General features: G+C 29.7%; 15 protein-coding genes and 2 tRNA genes. 12 read left to right on the top strand and 5 right to left on the bottom strand.

The genetic code is table 11. The features are described from left to right. Positions 1-62 precede the first annotated feature (62 nt). The 4 genes from WBG30_RS09590 to WBG30_RS09575 form a co-directional block, all read right to left on the bottom strand. A complete protein-coding gene (locus tag WBG30_RS09590; protein ID WP_424504433.1) occupies positions 63-1,319 on the bottom strand; it encodes a dicarboxylate/amino acid:cation symporter in 1,257 nt (418 codons plus the stop codon). Positions 1,320-1,663: 344 nt separating this feature from the next. After that, the gene (locus tag WBG30_RS09585; RefSeq protein ID WP_424504432.1) at positions 1,664-1,948 is read right to left on the bottom strand and encodes a hypothetical protein; all 285 of its coding nucleotides are present in this window, start codon (positions 1,946-1,948) and stop codon (positions 1,664-1,666) included. A 260-nt stretch (positions 1,949-2,208) separates the two neighbouring features. Then, positions 2,209-3,471 (bottom strand): dicarboxylate/amino acid:cation symporter, encoded by a 1,263-nt coding sequence (locus WBG30_RS09580; RefSeq protein WP_424504431.1) that lies wholly within the window; start codon positions 3,469-3,471, stop codon positions 2,209-2,211. A 143-nt stretch (positions 3,472-3,614) separates the two neighbouring features. Then, positions 3,615-4,982, bottom strand: a complete 1,368-nt coding sequence (locus WBG30_RS09575) for a dihydrolipoyl dehydrogenase family protein (RefSeq protein ID WP_424504430.1) — start codon at positions 4,980-4,982, stop codon at positions 3,615-3,617. Between the two features lie 243 nt (positions 4,983-5,225). Between WBG30_RS09575 and WBG30_RS09570 the strand changes: the two genes are divergently transcribed. The 8 genes from WBG30_RS09570 (at position 5,226) to WBG30_RS09535 (ending at position 13,523) form a co-directional block, all read left to right on the top strand. Next, positions 5,226-6,236 (top strand): potassium channel family protein, encoded by a 1,011-nt coding sequence (locus WBG30_RS09570; protein ID WP_424504429.1) that lies wholly within the window; start codon positions 5,226-5,228, stop codon positions 6,234-6,236. Positions 6,237-6,253: 17 nt separating this feature from the next. Further along, positions 6,254-7,297 (top strand): alpha/beta hydrolase, encoded by a 1,044-nt coding sequence (locus tag WBG30_RS09565; protein ID WP_424504428.1) that lies wholly within the window; start codon positions 6,254-6,256, stop codon positions 7,295-7,297. 269 nt (positions 7,298-7,566) lie between these two features. Then, positions 7,567-8,601: an ABC transporter substrate-binding protein gene (locus tag WBG30_RS09560; protein WP_424504427.1), complete on the top strand. Its 1,035-nt coding sequence runs from the start codon at positions 7,567-7,569 to the stop codon at positions 8,599-8,601. Between the two features lie 67 nt (positions 8,602-8,668). Beyond that, on the top strand, positions 8,669-10,381 hold the full coding sequence (locus tag WBG30_RS09555; protein ID WP_424504426.1) for an ABC transporter permease: 1,713 nt from the start codon (positions 8,669-8,671) through the stop codon (positions 10,379-10,381). Positions 10,382-10,393: 12 nt separating this feature from the next. Next, positions 10,394-11,458, top strand: coding sequence for an ABC transporter ATP-binding protein (locus tag WBG30_RS09550; RefSeq protein WP_424504425.1), 1,065 nt, complete (start codon positions 10,394-10,396; stop codon positions 11,456-11,458). 389 nt (positions 11,459-11,847) lie between these two features. Continuing rightward, entirely contained in the window at positions 11,848-13,197 is a 1,350-nt protein-coding gene (locus WBG30_RS09545) for an alanine/glycine:cation symporter family protein (protein ID WP_424504424.1), read from the top strand. A gap of 142 nt (positions 13,198-13,339) precedes the next feature. Then, positions 13,340-13,415: transfer RNA gene (locus tag WBG30_RS09540), tRNA-Gly, on the top strand. 31 nt (positions 13,416-13,446) lie between these two features. Beyond that, positions 13,447-13,523: transfer RNA gene (locus WBG30_RS09535), tRNA-Met, on the top strand. A gap of 47 nt (positions 13,524-13,570) precedes the next feature. Here WBG30_RS09535 and WBG30_RS09530 read toward each other — a convergent pair. Next, positions 13,571-14,122, bottom strand: coding sequence for a GNAT family N-acetyltransferase (locus WBG30_RS09530; protein WP_424504423.1), 552 nt, complete (start codon positions 14,120-14,122; stop codon positions 13,571-13,573). Positions 14,123-14,248: 126 nt separating this feature from the next. Here WBG30_RS09530 and WBG30_RS09525 point away from each other — a divergent pair, with 126 nt between their 5' ends. From WBG30_RS09525 to WBG30_RS09510, 4 genes are all read left to right on the top strand, one after another. Next, positions 14,249-15,514 (top strand): FtsW/RodA/SpoVE family cell cycle protein, encoded by a 1,266-nt coding sequence (locus tag WBG30_RS09525; protein WP_424504422.1) that lies wholly within the window; start codon positions 14,249-14,251, stop codon positions 15,512-15,514. Continuing rightward, entirely contained in the window at positions 15,483-16,094 is a 612-nt protein-coding gene (locus WBG30_RS09520; RefSeq protein ID WP_424504421.1) for a TetR/AcrR family transcriptional regulator, read from the top strand. The genes WBG30_RS09525 and WBG30_RS09520 overlap by 32 nt, the downstream gene beginning before the upstream one ends. Next, positions 16,054-16,830: a MetQ/NlpA family ABC transporter substrate-binding protein gene (locus WBG30_RS09515; RefSeq protein WP_424504420.1), complete on the top strand. Its 777-nt coding sequence runs from the start codon at positions 16,054-16,056 to the stop codon at positions 16,828-16,830. Before WBG30_RS09520 ends, WBG30_RS09515 begins: the two co-directional genes overlap by 41 nt. 202 nt (positions 16,831-17,032) lie before the next feature. Continuing rightward, positions 17,033-19,213: anaerobic ribonucleoside triphosphate reductase (locus WBG30_RS09510; RefSeq protein WP_424504419.1), on the top strand; the 2,181-nt coding region annotated here is incomplete at its 3' end.

Below are 19,213 nucleotides of genomic sequence, written 5' to 3'. Positions count from 1 at the left end.
AAAAAATCTAATTTAAAGTAAAGTTACTACTTAATAAACTGTATTTTTTTATGAAATTTTCATTAAATTAATTTTGTTTTGACTTCTCCACTGATATCTTCACCCTCAGTTTTAGCAATAATTAGAGTACAAACAGCGTCACCAGTAATATTTACAGCTGTTCTATTCATATCTATAATTCTATCAACTCCCATAATAAGAGCTATTCCTTCGATAGGAAGACCAACTTGAGTTAAGACCATTGAAAGCATGATAGGTCCAGCTCCAGGAACGCCTGCTGTACCTATAGATGCCAGTGTAGCAGTTAAAATTACCATCATATAGTCACCCATATCTAATTGGATTCCATAAGCTGTAGCTATAAAAACCACAGCGACACCTTGCATAATAGAAGTTCCATCCATATTTATAGAAGCTCCTAGAGGAATTGTGAATGAACTTGTAGATTTCGAAACACCAAATTTTTCTCTAAGGATCTCTAAGTTAATAGGTATAGTGGCTCCACTACTGGATGTAGAAAATGCTACAGAGATGGCAGGGATAAATTTTTTTATAAATACAATTGGATTTATTTTTGCCACTAGGTATAAAAGACCTTGATATGTAATTAGAACATGGATTAATAATGCTAAAAGTGTAGTCCCTATATATTTAAATAAAGGGATCATAGCTTGATATCCCAATGTAGAAAATGTGGTGGCAATAAGGCAAAACACACCAATTGGAGCAAATTGCATGATAAGATTTACTAGTTCTAATATTAAATCATTAGACTGATCAAATAAATTTTTAATTTTATTGACTTTATCTCCTAAGATAGTGAGCCCCATACCTGTGAGAAGGGCAAAAAATATTATTTGTAACATATTTCCTTTAGCCATTGCAGATATTGGATTAGATGGAACGATATCAATTAAAACTTCTACAAAAGATTTAGAATTATTAACCACTGTATCGCTTCTATTGATGTTTTCGATAATTAAACCGTTTCCTGGGTCTATTATGTTGGCTAAAACAAGGGCTATCGTTATTGCAATAGCAGTTGTAAACAAATAAAAACTTAAAGTTTTTATTCCAATTCTTCCAAGTTTTTTTGTGTCACCAATGGCAGAACTTCCTACTGTTAAGGAAATAAATACTAGAGGGACTACTAGCATTTTAATTGCATTTATAAATACTGAACCACCTAGTTTAAGGAAAAATCCAATTATATAATGGTCTATAAATGTGATATTTTTGAAGGGGAACAGTAGTAAACCAAATATTATTCCACTTATTAAACTGATTAAAATTTTACTTGTTAATGTCATTTTCTTCATATTTCTAAACTCCTATTGATATTCTATGTAATAATGTTAATTATTATCAAACTTAATACGGTATGATTATACTAAAAAAACACATTTAAGGAAAATATCTAAATAGTCTCATATTGATACGAAAGAAATATGAATGAAAGTAAATCAATTTTTAGTTTATAGAATTTCTAAAAAAAAAAGAGGGCTTTTAAACCTCCTAAAATTAATTATGACTATTTTTCTAATCTTTTATTGTATTAAAAACTATATTTTAACGTATACTAAATCAATTAATAAACAAAAAAAAATTATAGTAGTTATAGTTAAAATTTCATACTTTATATCCACTATAATTTTATTTGATACTAGTAATAATCCCAATTATCACGTACCCAGTTTTTAACATCTTCTTGTTTCTGTAAGTCAGATGGTAGAAATTTATAAATCATTTTTTCTATTTTTCTTCTACTACCTCTACCATCTAATTTCCATATTTCTGTCATTTTTTTTATAAGGTAAAGTACCTCATAACCTTCTTTTTTATCAAATGTTGTAGAATCTAATTTCCCAGTTACCTTTGGATCTCCTTCTACATAAGTTTTCCATGAATAATCTTTATAAATCATACTTGACTTATTATACCCATTCATATTGATACTCCTTTTCAATTAATATTGTAATAGACACCTAAATTTACAGTATTTATTCAAAAATGTCAATATAATTAATTTATAATTGAAGTTGGAAATTATTCATTTAATAGATATTCTGAAATACATTGATTTTTTATATAAAAGAAATCAGGGAAACTTTATCAATATTAGAAAGGATAAAAAGTAATAAAAAAGGGATATTAATTATTAATATCCCTTTTTTTACTTAGATAGGTTCATTATTTTTTACAATATAACTATACTAGTTCTATTTTCTTTTTCGAAGAAATATTTAATTCTTCTCCTTCTGATTTTGCGATGATTAGAGTACAAACAGCATCTCCAGTGATATTGACAGCAGTTCTAGTCATATCTAAAATTCTGTCTACACCCATTATAAGCGCAATTCCTTCAATAGGTAATCCAACTTGAGTTAATACCATAGATAACATGATTAATCCTACTCCAGGAACACCAGCGGTACCTATTGATGCTAATGTAGCAGTTAAAATTACAGCGACATAGTCACCCATAGTTAGGTCTACTCCATATACAGCAGCGATGAATACTACTGCAACACCTTGCATAATAGCAGTTCCATCCATATTAATAGTGGCTCCTAATGGTATTGTAAATGAGCTTACAGTCTTAGATACACCGAATTGTTCTTGTACTGTTTCTAGAGTAACAGGAAGTGTTGCCCCACTACTGGATGTAGAAAACGCTACAGAGATAGCAGGTAAAAACTTTTTTAAAAAAGTTAATGGATTCATTTTAACTGTAGCAACTAAAAGGCCTTGGTAAGTGAACAAACCATGGATAAATAAAGCCCCTATTACTGTAAGCATATATTTTAATAGTGGAACCATTGCTGTATATCCAAGGGATGAAAATGTCTTAGCTATAAGACAGAATACACCGAATGGAGCAACTTTCATAATAAGGTTTACCATTTCTAAAACCAAGTCATTTGCTTGGTTAAACATATCTTTTACTTTGCTAACTTTATCTCCTAAGATAGTCAACCCAGCTCCTGTTAAAAGTGCAAAAGCTATAATTTGTAGCATATTCCCTTTAGCCATAGATGCTATTGGATTAGATGGTATTATGTCTATAAGTACATCTACAAAGGGCTTAGAAGTTTTTATAGTTTTTGTAGTTTTTTCAATACTATCTGCTGATAATCCAGCTCCTGGATTTATTATATTTGCTAGAGTTAATGCTATAACAATTGCTACAGCTGTAGTGAAAAGGTAAAAACCTAGAGTTTTTGCTCCTATTCGTCCTAACTTTCTAATATCTCCCATGGCTGAACTTCCAACAGTTAATGAGATAAATACTAATGGAACTACCATCATCTTAATTGCATTTATAAATACTGATCCTCCTAGTTTTAGAAAGAATCCTATAATATAATTTGATACAAAGGGAACCTCTCTCATTGGGTATAAAATCAATCCTAATATTATCCCACTAATTAATCCAATAAATATTTTTGTTGTTAAAGTCATTTTTTTCATCTTACCACACTCCCATAAAAATAATGTTAAGTTTTACTGTATAGTCACAGTAAAATATTTTAAGTATACATATAAACTAATAATTGAACTTATACATTAGTATATAATTTATATATGGAAATGTCAAATTTTAGTCTCTTTGTTTATTTTGCAAAAGGTTTTATGAATGGATTTTCTAATAATTTATCAATATATGCTTTTTTTCCTAAGTTTCCTAAAATTTCACTATAACTTGGATGAGGGAAAATAACTGATGAAAATTTATCTAAAGTAAGGCTATTTTCGGCTGCGATCTGAAAGGAGGAGATCATTTCACCTGCTCTATTAGCTAAGAGTTTTACTTCTAAGATTTCTTTTTTTTTGTTAGTTTCTACTCTCAGTTCAAAAATGTCATCTTTTTTTGTTATGGTTCTTTCTGAATCATTTCGTCCAAAAGAATATATTTTAGTGACTTTCTTTTGGGGATTAGGAAGTCCGCGAGAAGCAAGCTCAGGAGAGGTAAATGTACACCAACTTATATTGGAATAGTTTACTTTTTTCTTTAAAGGTAAAAACATATTTTTAACTGCTAAAATTCCTTGATAATTAGCCATATGTGAAAACTGATATGGTCCTACTACATCTCCTACACCATATATATTATGTATGTTTGTCCTTAAATATTCATCTACTTCAAGACCTTTTTGATTAGATTTTAATCCCATTTCATCCAACCCAAGATTGTCTACATTAGGAACTCTTCCTATTGAGATTAAAAGAGCCTCAGCTTGGATTTTTTTTGATTCTCCACTGGTTTCTACGTTGAGGCTAATTATTCCGTCATCTTGAGTTACAGAAGTAGCAATGGTATTGACATGGATATTGACACCTTCTTCTATCAAAGTTTCAGATAGAATATTAACTAACTCCTCATTTTCACGGATAAAAATTCGAGGTGATCTTTCTATTATGTGAACTTTTGTACCTAGCCTATTTAAGCATTGAGCCATCTCTACTCCTATAGCTCCTCCACCTAAAATTATCATAGATTTAGGAATCTTTTTCATCTGAAAAAGATTTTTATTGGTTAGGTAATCTATTTTATCTAATCCATCTAAAGGAGGTATAAAAGGTGATGTACCAGTGGAGATAACTATGTTTTTTCCATGATATTCTACTCCGTCTACTAGTACAATTTTTGGTTCGATTAATTTAATTGCCTTTCCTTGTTTGAACGTTATGCCATCCTTAGTTAAGACATCAATAGATTCATGGGAATAGACCTCATCTATTATATTCCTGACATCTTTCATAACTTTTGTAGTGTCAATTTCTAAAGAAGTATATTTTTTAGCCGTATGAACATCCTTGGCTATATTTATAAGAGCCTTACTAGGAATACATCCTGACCAAGTGCAAGTTCCTCCTGGTAAACCTTTATCTATTAAGAGAACTTTTTTTTTCAATCCATTAGCTGTATATGCACATGTTAGTCCTGCAGCTCCAGCTCCTATTATTATTAAATCATACATTATTTTACCTCCGTTGCTAATTTTAGTCTATTTTAATAGATAAAGGAAAAAGTTACAATATATATATATTATAAATAATAACTTTTTTTAATATTTAACTATAATAATTTCCCAATGGAATATATTACTAGAAAGGTCAATTAAATCCTTTTAAAATTAAATTGTTTAAAGATTTTACAGATGTGGTATTATAGAAAATATTATGATAAAATGTATTTTTAAAAGTAGTAACGTGGAGGATAGATGAAATCTGAAATTAAAAAAATATTAATACCTGGGATTATATTATTTTTAATATTTTTTATAGGTGTTTTAGGATATACTTATATTGAAAACTATAATTTGATAGATGCTATATATATGACTTCTATTACCCTTTCTACAGTTGGATTTGGAGAGGTTAAAATGCTTAGCCCTAATGGGAAAATATTTACATCACTTCTTATATTCTCAGGGATAACTGTGGTTGTTTATACATTGGGAAATATGACTAAATTTTTTATTGAAGGGGAACTAAGATCTTATTTGAGGTGGAGAAAAATGGATAAAAAGATAGATAAATTAAATGACCATTATATAATATGCGGTGCGGGCAGAACAGGGACAAAAATTATAAGTGATTTTTTAAAAAAAGGTTTAAACTTTGTAGTTGTAGAAAAAGATGAAAAAAGTATTGAAAAATTGAAGGAAATATATAGGAATAATTTACTCTATGTAATAGGAGATGCAACTAAGGATGAAACCCTTCTACAAGCCAATATAAAAAGTGCTAAAGTATTGATATCGGTTTTATCGACAGATGCTGACAATCTTTTTTTAACCCTCACAACGAAAGATTTAAATGAAAAAATACAAGTGATTACAAGGGCTGTAGATGCAAGTAGTGAAAAAAAATTAAAAAGGGGAGGAGCAGATTTTATAATCTCACCTTTTGAAATAGCAGCAGATAGAATAATTGCCACAGCAACACAGACTAATTTGATTAGTTTTGTAGATGTTTTTAGTAAAAAATCCAAAATAGAAGGGTTGACATTTGAACTGGTTGAGATAAAAAGAGGATCTCAGCTAGAAAATACAACTTTAATGAAAGCAAAGATACCGGCTAAAACTAATCTAATAGTTATTGGCCACGAAGTAGATGGAATAATGAAAATAAACCCTATGTCCCATGAATTATTAAAAGAAAATGAAAAATTATTGGTACTTGGAAAAAAGGATCAAATAAAAAAATTAATAGAGATAGCTTCGAATTAATGACTTGAGGAGAGTTTATGTATTATTTAATAGGAATATTTATATTCTATATGGTATTTGTTATAACAGGTAGTAGAAAACAAAGGATGAAAATAAAGATAAAAAGAACTATAACTTATAAGAATGTTAATGTTATCCCTAAAACTAATGATATTCTCAAAACAAATAGGGAAGAGGAAAATGAAACTTTAAAGGAATTAACTCTTGAAAGTAAAAATTTTGTTGTTCGGAATTTAAAGATAAAGAGTAAAAATGTAGATGAAGAGATGACATATTTAGCAGTAGTCCCAAAATCTTATACTCCTGAAAAAAGTTATCCAGTACTTTATTTACTTCATGGATTACGAGATAGTGCTAATGATTGGATAGAAAAAGCAAAACTTTTGGATAGTTTTGAACTTTTATTGGAAAAGAAAAAAATTGGAAAGATGATCGTTATTCTACCTAATTCGGGGTTTTGTGGGGAATCGTGGTATAGTGATTTTAAAAAAGTAAAGAATAAAAATTATGAATCTTATTTTATAGGTGAATTGATGTTAGATGTTAAAAATAGATTTAATATAGATAATGCTGGGATAGCTGGATTTTCTATGGGAGGATATGGAGCTTTTAAATTAGGATTGAAAAATTTGGAATTATTTAAGGTGATTGGTAGTTTTGCTGGGGCTGTTAGTCTCGTAAGATTGACTATAAATAAAAGAATAACGAGAATAGTTAAGTTTATCTATCTTCCAAATTTTTTATTTAGAGATGAAGATAAGGAGAGATTTATCAATATATTTGGGTCGTGGGGAAAAGGAATTATACAAGAAGACCCCTATACTCTTATAAAACAATTGGATACTGCAAAACAACAGGGGAAACACTTTTATCTTTCAGTAGGATCTGAAGATGAAGAACCTTACTATATGATTCATCAATGGGTGGATATGGTAGGAAGAATAAAAAGATTTAATCTTCCTTTTGAAGCTTATATTTATAAGGGAGAAACCCACACTTGGGATTATATAGCTAAGGATATAGGTAGGTTTTTAAAATATAGTTGGAAATATTTAAAATAGAATTTCTTATGAGATTCTATTTTTTTTATTATCTAGGGAGTGACACGACGAGTAGGATTACTAAAATATTACTCAATAGCATTATTAAAAAATATAAAATTTAATATTATTTGTTCAATTTTTATTTTTTTAAGAATATATCGTTGAAATTTTATTCTGATTTAAGAAAAAACGTTGAAATAGTGCACTTAATGTTGTATACTCAGATATAAATAACAAATTAGGGGGTGAATAAACTTTAAATATAGATTATTTAAAGTTTAAATAACATGAAAAAAATAATATTATTATTAGCAGTTTTACTTTTTACAATTTCTTGTGGGAAGAAAGAAACTGAAGGTTCAGCAGAAAAGACAGGTCAAACTTTGACATTTTATGCAGGGTTACAAGAAGATCATGCAGCTATGGTTGCAAAAAAATTCGAAAAAGAAACAGGAATAAAAACAAGCTTCGTAAGAATGAGTAGTGGAGAAGTTTTGGCTAGATTAAAAGCAGAAAAAAATAATATGTCGGCGTCTGTATGGTATGGCGGACCAGTAGATGCATTCGTAGCAGCAAATGAAGCTGGTTTAATTGAATCATACGTTTCTCCTGAAGCGGTTAATATCAAAGAGGAACAAAAAGATCCAAACGGTAGCTGGACAGGGATCTATGTAGGTTATTTAGGTTTTGTAGGAAATCAAAAGATGTTAGATGAAAAAGGATTAAAAATGCCTACATCATGGGCAGATCTTTTAAAGCCTGAATATAAGGGAGAGATCGTAGTAGCTCATCCTGGTTCATCAGGAACTGCTTATACAATGTTAGCGACTCTTGTTCAACTTATGGGTGAAGATGAAGCTATGGAATACTTAAAAAAATTCAACGGGCAGGTTAGGCAGTATACTAAATCAGGAACTGCTCCAGGAAGAATGGCAGGACAAGGAGAAACAACAATTGGAATAACATTCTTACATGATGCTATAAAATATAAAAAAGAAGGATATAAAGATATCGTAATCTCTGCACCATCTGAAGGAACAGGATACGAGATTGGTGGAGTAGCACTACTCAAAAATGGACCAGATCAGGATGCTGCTAAACAATTTATTGATTGGGTATTAACTAAAGAAGTTCAAGAATTGGGAAAAACAGTAGGATCTTTCCAATTTTTAACAAATAAAGACGCAATGCCACCAGCAGAAGCAGACCCAATAAAAAATACAAAATTAATTAAATATGATTTTGATTGGGCTGGAAAAAATAGAATAAGATTAGTTGAAAGATTTAGTATTGAAACAAGTACTATAGCCCCAACAAAATAATTAAGCTACTTCCCTTAGTATTTTGGCTAAGGGAAGTCTTTATATAAAAGGGAAATTTGGAGGAACTATGAACAACCTTAAATTAAAAATAGATCAAGAATTAAAAAATATAAAAAAATTGGCTAATGACCCCACATTGTTTTTAACAATAATATTTTCATTGATAGTGGTTTCATTCTTTGTGTTAGTTCCACTTTACAATGTATTGAAAGAAAGTTTTACATTTAAAGATGTATTTAGCTTTGAAAATTATAAAAATGCCTTTGGAAGAAATGGGAATGTAGCAATAATTTTAAATACTTTAAAATTAGGTTTTGTAACGGCAACGTTGTCATTAATTATTGGTTTTTTCTTTGCGTATAGTACTTCTTATATGAAGATAAAAGGTAAAAAAATATTTGATTTTATAGCAATGTTACCAATTATATCACCACCTTTCGTTGTAGCATTATCAGCAATATTATTATTTGGAAGACAGGGACTTATTACTCGTGGTCTTTTTGGTATTAAAGATTTTGAGATCTATGGATTTCATGGGTTAGTATTAGTACAGGTTTTAAGTTTTTTTCCAATAGCATATTTAATGCTAGTTGGTTTATTACAGGGGATCGATCCATCTGTAGAGGAAGCCTCTAGAGATTTAGGAGCATCTAAATTAAAAGTGTTTACAAGTGTAACTTTTCCATTGGTTATTCCAGGTATAGCAAATGCTTTTTTACTAGTTTTTATACAGTCTATTGCAGATTTTGCAAACCCTGTAGTAATTGGTGGAAATTTTACAACAATTTCTGTAAAAATTTATCAAGAAGGGATAGGGAATTTCCAATTGGGAATAGCCACTGCTCTTGCTATGATATTACTTTCTATGTCTATTTCGATGTTTGTAGTTCAAAGGTTTTATATAAATAAGAAATCTTATATAACTGTAACTGGAAAGGTTTCCAGAGCTAGAGATTTAATAAAAGATAAAGCTGTAACAATACCTGTCTTTATAACTTTAATAACTCTGACTGTGTTTGTAATATTGATGTATATCCTGATACCTATAGGGTCGTTTGTAAAATTATGGGGGATTAATTATACTCCTACTTTAGATCATTATAAATATATCTTAGATTTTGGTATGGATCCAATAGTGCAAACTACTATATTAGCAATCATAGCAACTATAATAACGAGTATTTTTTCTATGGTTCTTGCATTTTTAATTGTAAGGAAAAAATTCATAGGAAAAACATTTATAGAATTTACAACAATTATGGCTCTTGCTATCCCTGGAACCATCATAGGTTTAGGGTATGTAATCAGTTATAATATTACCTATAAGATACCGTTTACAAATATAACATTAATTCCGCCCCTTACAGGAACGGCACTTATTATTGTTATTGCCTTTATCATCAGAAGTTTACCTGTAGGAGTTAGAAGTGGAATGAGTTCTCTTCAACAGATTGATCCTTCCATCGAAGAAGCTGCGAGTATATTAGGAGCTTCAAGTAGTAAAGTTTTTTCAAGTGTGACTATCCCTATGATAAAAGAAGCATTTTTTAGTGGATTGATCTATTCATTTGCAAGAAGTATGACTTTGGTTAGTACTATTATATTTTTAATATCTGCTAAATGGAAGTTGTTAACACCGACAGTAATGGATAATATAGATACAGGAAGGATAGGAATAGCATCGGCTTATTGTACGATATTAATTATAATAGTATCGACAGTAATGATAACTATGAAAATTTTAATCTCAAAAATAGGTGCAAAAAATAAAGCAAGTTAGGGGAGTATGTTAATGAAAGAATCTAAAAGAGTAGAAATAAAGAATTTAACTAAAACATTTATATCAGGGAAAAATAAAGTGAAAGCAGTTAACAATATTAATTTAATTGTAGAACCTGGGGAATTTATATGTTTATTAGGTCCTTCTGGATGTGGGAAAACAACAATGCTTAGAATGCTTGCAGGGTTTGAAATGCCTACTTCTGGGAGTATATTTATAGGAGATAAAGATGTAGCTAATTTGACACCAGATAAAAGAGATACTGCCATGGTATTTCAAAACTATGCACTATTTCCCCATATGAATGTATATAACAATATTGCATATGGTCTTAAAATACAAAAAAAATCTAAAAAAGAAATAGATGAAAGAGTAAATAACATTTTAAAATTAATGAAGATGGAAGATTTTGCAGAAAGAACACCATCAGAGATGTCTGGTGGACAGCAGCAGAGAGTATCCCTTGCAAGAGCATTAATTATGAATTCAGGGGTATTATTATTTGATGAACCTCTGTCAAATCTAGATGCTAAATTAAGATTACATATGAGAGATGAAATAAGAAAACTTCAGCAAGAAGTGGGAATAACTTCAATCTATGTAACACATGATCAGGCAGAAGCCATGTCACTATCTGATAAAGTCGTAATAATGAAGGATGGACAGATTATGCAAGTGGGATCTCCAATAGAGATATACCAAAAACCAAACAGTGAATTTATCGCTAAATTTATTGGGAGAGCTAATATTTTAAAGGCTACAATAATTTCAATAGAAAGTGGAAAAACAAAAATTCAATTATTAGGTTCTGAATATGTAATTGCTAACGAAGTTCAATACAATGAAGGAGACGTTGTAGAGGTGGTTGTAAGACCTGAATCTATAAAATTTGATACAGATAAACATTGTGGAGAAGTTGTGAAAAGCGTCTTTATGGGGGAAAATCATGAATATGAGATCATGGTAGAAGATCAAAAAATAGAGGTTTCCTTAAACAACCCTCATGGAAAAGAAATTAAAAAAGTCGGGGAAGATTTAACTTTTGTCTTCAATGAAGAATCGATACATATAATCTAAGATGTGAGAGAAGAATTTTATGTTCTTCTCTTTTTTTATATTGAAAGATGAATTTGTAGATTTTATAAATTTAAAATGTCATGCAACTTGATAAAAATTCATGTGTTTCACTTTTTTTAACATTATTATTAAAAATAACTTAAAATACAATTAAAAAATGGTTTATTTTTTTATTTTTTTGAGGTATAATTAATTAGTGTATGTTGAGAAACACAGTTTTTTATTTTTAATCTTTTGTGAATAAATATTTTAGCTAGATATTTAAATTCAAAATTAAAAATTTGAATTTGGATAATAAACCTTTTTATTGAAAAAAATTATTCATCACTTGTTCTTAACACTATAATTTTTTTAATTAATTTTTACCAATATTAAAAGGAGGAATAAAAATGTTATTTGATCTTGTAAAAAGTATGAACAATTTGTTTTGGGGCTATTTATTGATTTTTCTGCTGGCGGGTACAGGTATTTACTTTACCTTTATATTAAAATTTGTCCAAGTAAGAAGATTCTTTGATAGTATAAAAAAAGCCGTAGGTGGTGCTAGTAGCAGTATAGGAGAGGAAGCTGGAGATAAAGGAATGAACTCATTTCAATCTTTAACTACGGCAATAGCAGCACAAGTAGGTACAGGAAACTTAGCTGGAGCAGCTACAGCAATTGTATCTGGTGGACCAGGAGCAATCTTCTGGATGTGGATTACTGCATTTTTCGGTATGTCTACTGTCTTTGCAGAGGCTGTATTAGCTCAAATGTTTAAAAAAGAAGTAAATGGTAAAATGAGAGGAGGGCCTGCTTTCTATATTAAGGAAGGTATCAAAAATAAAAAATTAGCTAAATTTTTATCTGGGTTCTTCTCAATCAGTATTATTATTGCACTTGGATTTGTAGGTAATATGGTCCAAGCCAATTCTATAGGGAATGCGTTTAAAGAATCTTTTAATTTGAATCCTCTTATTATTGGTGTTATTGTAGCAATTTTAGCTGGTCTTATTTTTAAGGGCGGGGTAAAAAGTATCGCTTCATTTACAGAAAAAGTTATTCCTATTATGTCTGTTCTATATATTATAGGAGCATTGATAATTTTATTTAAAAATCCTACTGGAACTATGGAAGCATTTAAATTAATCTTTACATGTGCCTTTTCTCCTAAAGCTGCTGCGGGTGGTGTTTTAGGTGTTACAGTTAAACAAGCAGTAAGATATGGGGTTGCACGTGGATTATTCTCAAATGAAGCCGGAATGGGGTCTACTCCTCATGCCCATGCCATTGCAAAAGTTAAACATCCTTGTGATCAAGGTTTAGTAGCTATGTTTGGAGTTTTCTTTGATACATTTGTTATCCTTACATTAACTTCTCTTGTTATCATTGCTAATACACCTTTAGGAGGAGGAGGATTAATTGGAATTGCTCTTACTCAGCATGCATTTATTGCTTCACTCGGTTCTGTTGGTGGCGTATTTATTGCAGTTTCACTATTTTTCTTTGCTTTTTCGACTATTGTTGGATGGTATTTTTTCGGAGAAGCAAATATTAGATTTTTATTTGGAAGTGACAAGGCTACAAATGTTTACACCACTATTGTGTTGATATGTATTGTTGTTGGAACATCTATAGAAGTTCCAGTTATTTGGGAACTTGCCGATTTCTTTAATGGTCTAATGATTTTCCCCAACTTAATTGCAATATTACTGATGTCTAAATTAGTAAAAGAAAAATTAGAAGATTATGAAAAATAATTATGTGATATAACATAGGAAAACAGAACAAAATGGAGGCTTTTTAGTCTTTGTTTTGTTCTTAAAAAAATAAGGAAATAAAAAAATGAAAAAAGTTGACATTGTTTTGAACTTGATGTATACTTTCTTTGTCTTTAAAAGTGCGGGAATAGCTCAGTTGGTAGAGCGTCAGCCTTCCAAGCTGAATGTCGCCAGTTCGAACCTGGTTTCCCGCTCCAAAGACTTTTTTTATGAATGAAAAATCCATGACGCGGGATAGAGCAGTCTGGTAGCTCGTCGGGCTCATAACCCGAAGGTCGTAAGTTCAAATCTTGCTCCCGCCACCAATTAAAAATTCAAACCAGCTATTAACAGCTGGTTTTTTTATTATATATTATATTTTTTTAGTTGTTTTCATTTGATAGTAATGATGTCCAAAAAGATCTATATTATTTAAAACTTTAAAGCCCATTTTTTCATAGAGAGATCTTGCTGATTTTTTTTCTATGTCTACAATTAATCCACAAGGGTCAAATTTATTGGAGACAAATTCTAAAAGTGATTTTCCTATTCCTTGTCCTTGATACTTATTTTTGACAGCAATACTATCTATATAATAGCAGTTCTTAATTCCTTCAATTGGGAAATCAACATCTACATTATACTTTTCTAATAATATAAAATGTTGATTTTCTCCTAAACTTACTTCTAAATTTTGACGATAGACAATGACCATTCCCATAATGATATTATTTTTTTCATAAATAAAACAATTTTCAAAACTTAATTTATTATATTTACTTTGAAATAAAAACTGACATACTTCTCTTGCTTTTTTTCCTTTAAAAGATGGGTCCATAGGTAGAAAAATTTCTCCTGCTGCACTCATAATAAGATCTACAATGTTATCTTCTTTTTTAGCTTTTCGAATATGATTTTTTTTCATAAACTCCTCCAATATCATCTTTTTATAACTTACTATTTAATATAGTACTTTTTTTTGTTTTATTCTACTTTTTTATAGGGTATAATATGAAATACATTATTGAGGATGTACTTTAGGAGGAAATTTATGAAAATAAAAAATCAAAGTTTGTATGGACAAGATTCTGAGATTGACGAAAAAATAGGAATTGAAGCTATAGATTCATTTGCTAAGATCAGAGGTTGGATACTGATAATAGCCACTTTAGGACTAGCAATATTTAGTCTTTTAAATATAGCTAGTGCAAGTTTTTATACCTCTATGAGATTTTATAAAACGGAATATTTTTTTGTAAAAAGACAATTTTTATTTCTTTTAGCAGGGATAATCCCTTTATTTTTAGGATTAGGAATTAACTATAGGTGGTATGAAAAAAAACAAGCTATAAAACTAATAGTTATCCTTACATTTATTTTATTTGGAATTGTTGCGATAGGAACAGCATTTGAGATAGATTATTTAGTGCCTATTAGAAATGGTAGTAGACGTTGGATTGATTTTAAATTTGTTAAACTACAGCCATCAGAACTATTAAAAATAGCATATATCATATTGATTGCTAAAGGGTTAAACGCGTGTAAAAAGAGAAAATATAAAAATAAAGATGTAATATATACTATATTTCCATTTGTATTGTTTTTTGTTTTATCCGTTTTTTTTCAAAGAGATTTAGGAACAGCATTGCATTATATAGCTATTTCATTTATAATGATATTTTTTTCAGATATAGAATTAAAACATATCTTTAAATTTGTCGCTGTGATTGTAGTAATAGGAGTGACCTATGGAAGTTATGCATACTTTATAGGAGATGACACTTCTTATAGAAATAGGAGAATAAGGGCCTATGTAAATGGTGTAATTTATGATGATTATGATAATGGGGACGGCTACCAAATAAAACAATCTTTAATTGCTGTTGGGAATGGTGGACTTCTCGGTAAAGGTCTAGGGAATGGAACTCAAAAATACAGTTATCTTCCAGAAATGCATACTGATTTTATCATGGCTTCTGTTGGAGAAGAATGGGGATTTGTAGGAGTTGCCGTTATGTTTTTAACTTATATAATTATTTTACAGATTGGGATAGCCATTGCCAAATCAACTAGTGATCATTTTGGTAAGTATTTAGCTATTGGAATTACGGGCTATTTATTTAGTCAGATAATAATGAATGTTTATGTTGTTACAGGATTAATGCCTGTTACTGGAATACCCTTACCTCTTATGAGTTATGGAGGGACTTCTTTATGGACTACATTGTTTTCTATTGGAGTGCTCTATAACATCAATAAGCACTCTTTAAAGGAGGGATCAGAAGATGCAAATCAAAAAAAAAGAAGTTCAAAATAAGATCTATCAGGGAGCTATGAAGGTTTTTAAAGAAAGTGGATATAAGGGAGCAACTATGAAAGCAATTTCAAAGAAATCTAAGGTTCCTATTGGTAATATATATAGATACTATGAGAATAAAGAGATCCTGTTTGATGAAATAGTGTTTGAACTCTATTCAAGTCTTAAATATAATCATATCCATGAAAAGTTGGAGGAGATTTCTTCTAAGTGTGATCAAAAGCCACAGATATTTTTAAATAAGTATATAAATTTAGCAGTTTCTAAGCCCATGGAATTTTCTATTCTTTTTGACTCCTCTACAGGAACAAAATATGAAAATTTTTTAGAGGAATTAGTAGAAATCAGAGGAAAAAAATATCTAGAATATAAGAAAAAAAATAGTGTTAACTATGAAAATATTGATGAAGCTTTTATTATGATTTTGATGAAATCAGGAATTACTAGTATTATTGATATATGTAAAAAATATAGTAATAATGAGAGATTATTGAGACACTATTTAGTAAAATTTGATTGTTTTTTTAGGAGTGGTATAAGTGATAAATTTAAAGAAGTCAGTTTTTATACAAAGGATTAGTTTGTTTTGTCTACTCAGTTTAACTTTATTTTCTGCTCCTTTAAAAATAGGCGTGAGTTCAAAGTTTAATATTGAATTGGTAAAATTTATAATGAAACAAGATAAGACGCTAGACATAGAACTTGTTAAATATGAAAATGAAGAGAATTTAAACAAAGATCTTCTAGATAAAAAAATTGATATTAATATTTTTCAAACTTTAGATTATTTAAATTCATATAATGACTTAAATAAAAGTTCTATAGAATCCATAGGAAGCACCTATATAGAACCTATGGGAATTTATTCTGATAAGCATGATTCCATCAAGAATATGACAGCAGAAGATATAATAGCTATCCCTAATGGTTTATCTAATGAAAAACGATCTTTGATTTTTTTAGAAAAAATGGGACTTATAGAACTAGATCATAGGAAGCAAATTACAATAGATGGGATTCTTTCAAACCCATTCCAAGTAAAGATTGTAGGTGTAGAGAATTCTATGCTGCCTAGGTTTTTAGAAGTTGCAGACTATGTTATCTTAAATGGTGGAATGGCTTTTAGTATAGGATATATTCCAAAAATAGATTCATTGTTTTTAGAGGACTTCAATAAAACATATATAAATATAGTAGCTGTACGAGAAAAGATGCTTAAAAATAAAAAAGTTATTCGGTTTTCTAAACTACTTAATAGTAAGGAAACTAAAATATTTATTTTAAAAAAGTATGGAAATAATATAAGTTTTTTCTAAAATTTAAAAAAAACAAAAAAAGTCCAATGTCAAGTAAGAATTTTTTTATGTTTTTCTAACTTTTTCTATCCCTTATTTATCAATCTAGAAACTAAATATATAAATTTTATATATATCTATTCTTCGAAATGAATTAGACAGTTTCTACTATATGTGGTAGTATTTTTATTGAAATCAACTAAATATAGTGGAGTGATGTTTGATGAAAGTAGTTAAAAGAGATGGAAAAAAAGTTAATTTTGATGCAAATAAGATAATATGTGCTATAGACAAGGCAGCTATTGCTTCTAAAGAGGATGTTAGCACAAAATTTGCATTAGAAGTTGTAAATAAAATTGTAGATTTAGATAAGGATTTACAGGTAGAGGAGATACAAGATCTTGTAGAAAAAGAATTGATGAAAACATATCCAGATATGGCTAAAAACTATATCTTGTATAGAGATATGAGGAATATAGAAAGACACAAGAGAACAACTATAAAAAAATCTTTCGACGGGATAGTTACTGTAGAAAAAAATAATATAAATAATGAAAATGCAAATATGGCTGGAGATACTCCTGCTGGTCAAATGATGACTTTTGCAAGCGAAACAACAAAGGATTATACACATAAGTATTTATTAAATCCTGAATATTCAGCGGCTCATTTGGCTGGAGATATTCATATCCATGATTTAGATTACTATCCTACCAAGACTTCTACGTGTGTGCAGTATGATTTAAAAAAATTATTTGCAAAAGGATTTAAGTCAAAACATGGGAAGATTCGTGAACCTAAATCTATCTCAACGTATGCAACACTGGCAACTATAATATTTCAAACAAACCAAAATGAACAGCATGGAGGACAGGCAATACCGGCATTTGATTTTTTCATGGCTCCAGGAGTATTAAAGTCCTTTAAAAGACACCTTAGATACAGATCATTGACATTTTTAGATGCAGATTATATTGAAAATAAAAATAATGAATTAAAAGAAATAATAAATAGCTCTATCACTACTATATGTGTAGATGAAGAGGTAAAAAATACATTATCTAAAAAATTAGGTATGGATATGAAAACTGTAGAAAAATTAATTAAAATAGCCTATGCAGATACGAAGAATGAAACACATCAAGCAATGGAAGGGTTTATTCATAACTTAAACACAATGCATTCTAGAGGTGGAAACCAAGTAGTATTTAGTTCTATTAACTATGGTACTGATTTCTCTCCTGAGGGTAGAATGGTTATACAAGAGTTATTCAAAGCTACTGAAGAGGGGTTAGGAGACTCAGAAACACCTGTATTCCCTATTCAAATATTTAAAGTAAAGACAGGAATATCTTTTTCAGAAAAAGATTTTGAATTAGCTGCAAATAACTGGGCAAAAGCATCTAAGGGAGAGTTAGAATTTGAAACTCCTAACTTTGATCTTTTTATCAGAGCGTGTGAAGTTACTTCGAAGAGATTATTTCCTAACTTTGTATTCTTAGATACACCGTTTAACTTCCATGAAAAATGGGATATAAATGATCCTGATAGATATTTATATGAAGTGGCTACAATGGGATGTAGAACTAGAGTATTTGAAAATGTCAGAGGAGACAAGACTTCTATTGGCCGTGGAAATGTATCATTTACATCTATCAACATGCCTAGATTAGCAATCAAAGCTAGAAAGGAAGCTGTAGAAAGATTAGGAGCAGATTCATCAGAAGTTCAAACACTAGCTGTAGAATTATTCCATAAAAATGTAAAAAATATGGCTAACTTTGTAGCTTCTCAATTAAAAGATAGATTTGAATTCCAAGGATCAGCAGTAGCTAGACAATTTCCATTTATGATGGAAAATGGCATTTGGGATGGAGGACAAAACTTAGGTCCTAACGATGAAGTTAGAGATACTTTTGCCTCTGGAACATTAGGTATAGGATTTATCGGTGGACATAATGCAATGATGGCTCTCTATGGTGAAGGTCATGGAAAGAATGAAAATGCTTATAACACACTATATAAGGCTGTATCAGAGATCAGAGATGTGGCTACAGAAAAAAGTAAGGAATTTAATTTAAATTTCTCAGCATTAGCAACTCCTGCAGAAGGATTATCTGGAAGATTTACAAAGATAGACCGTGAAAAATTTGGAATTATTGAAGGAGTAAATGATAGAGATTATTATATCAACTCATTCCATGTGGATGTTAAAGAAAATATCTCTTCAATAGATAAAATAAAGAGAGAAGCTCCATTCCATGAACTTACTCGTGGGGGACATATTACATATATTGAACTAGATGGAGAAGCTAAGAAGAATGTTTTAGCTCTTATGAAGATAGTTCGTGCTATGCAAAAAGAAGGGATCGGATATGGATCAATTAATCATCCTATAGATAGA

The sequence above is a fragment of the Psychrilyobacter sp. genome, from assembly GCF_049671765.1.
In the GTDB taxonomy this organism is placed as follows: domain Bacteria; phylum Fusobacteriota; class Fusobacteriia; order Fusobacteriales; family Fusobacteriaceae; genus Psychrilyobacter.
Note: the sequence above shows the minus strand (reverse complement) of the source record. Positions and strands in the feature narration are given on the sequence as shown.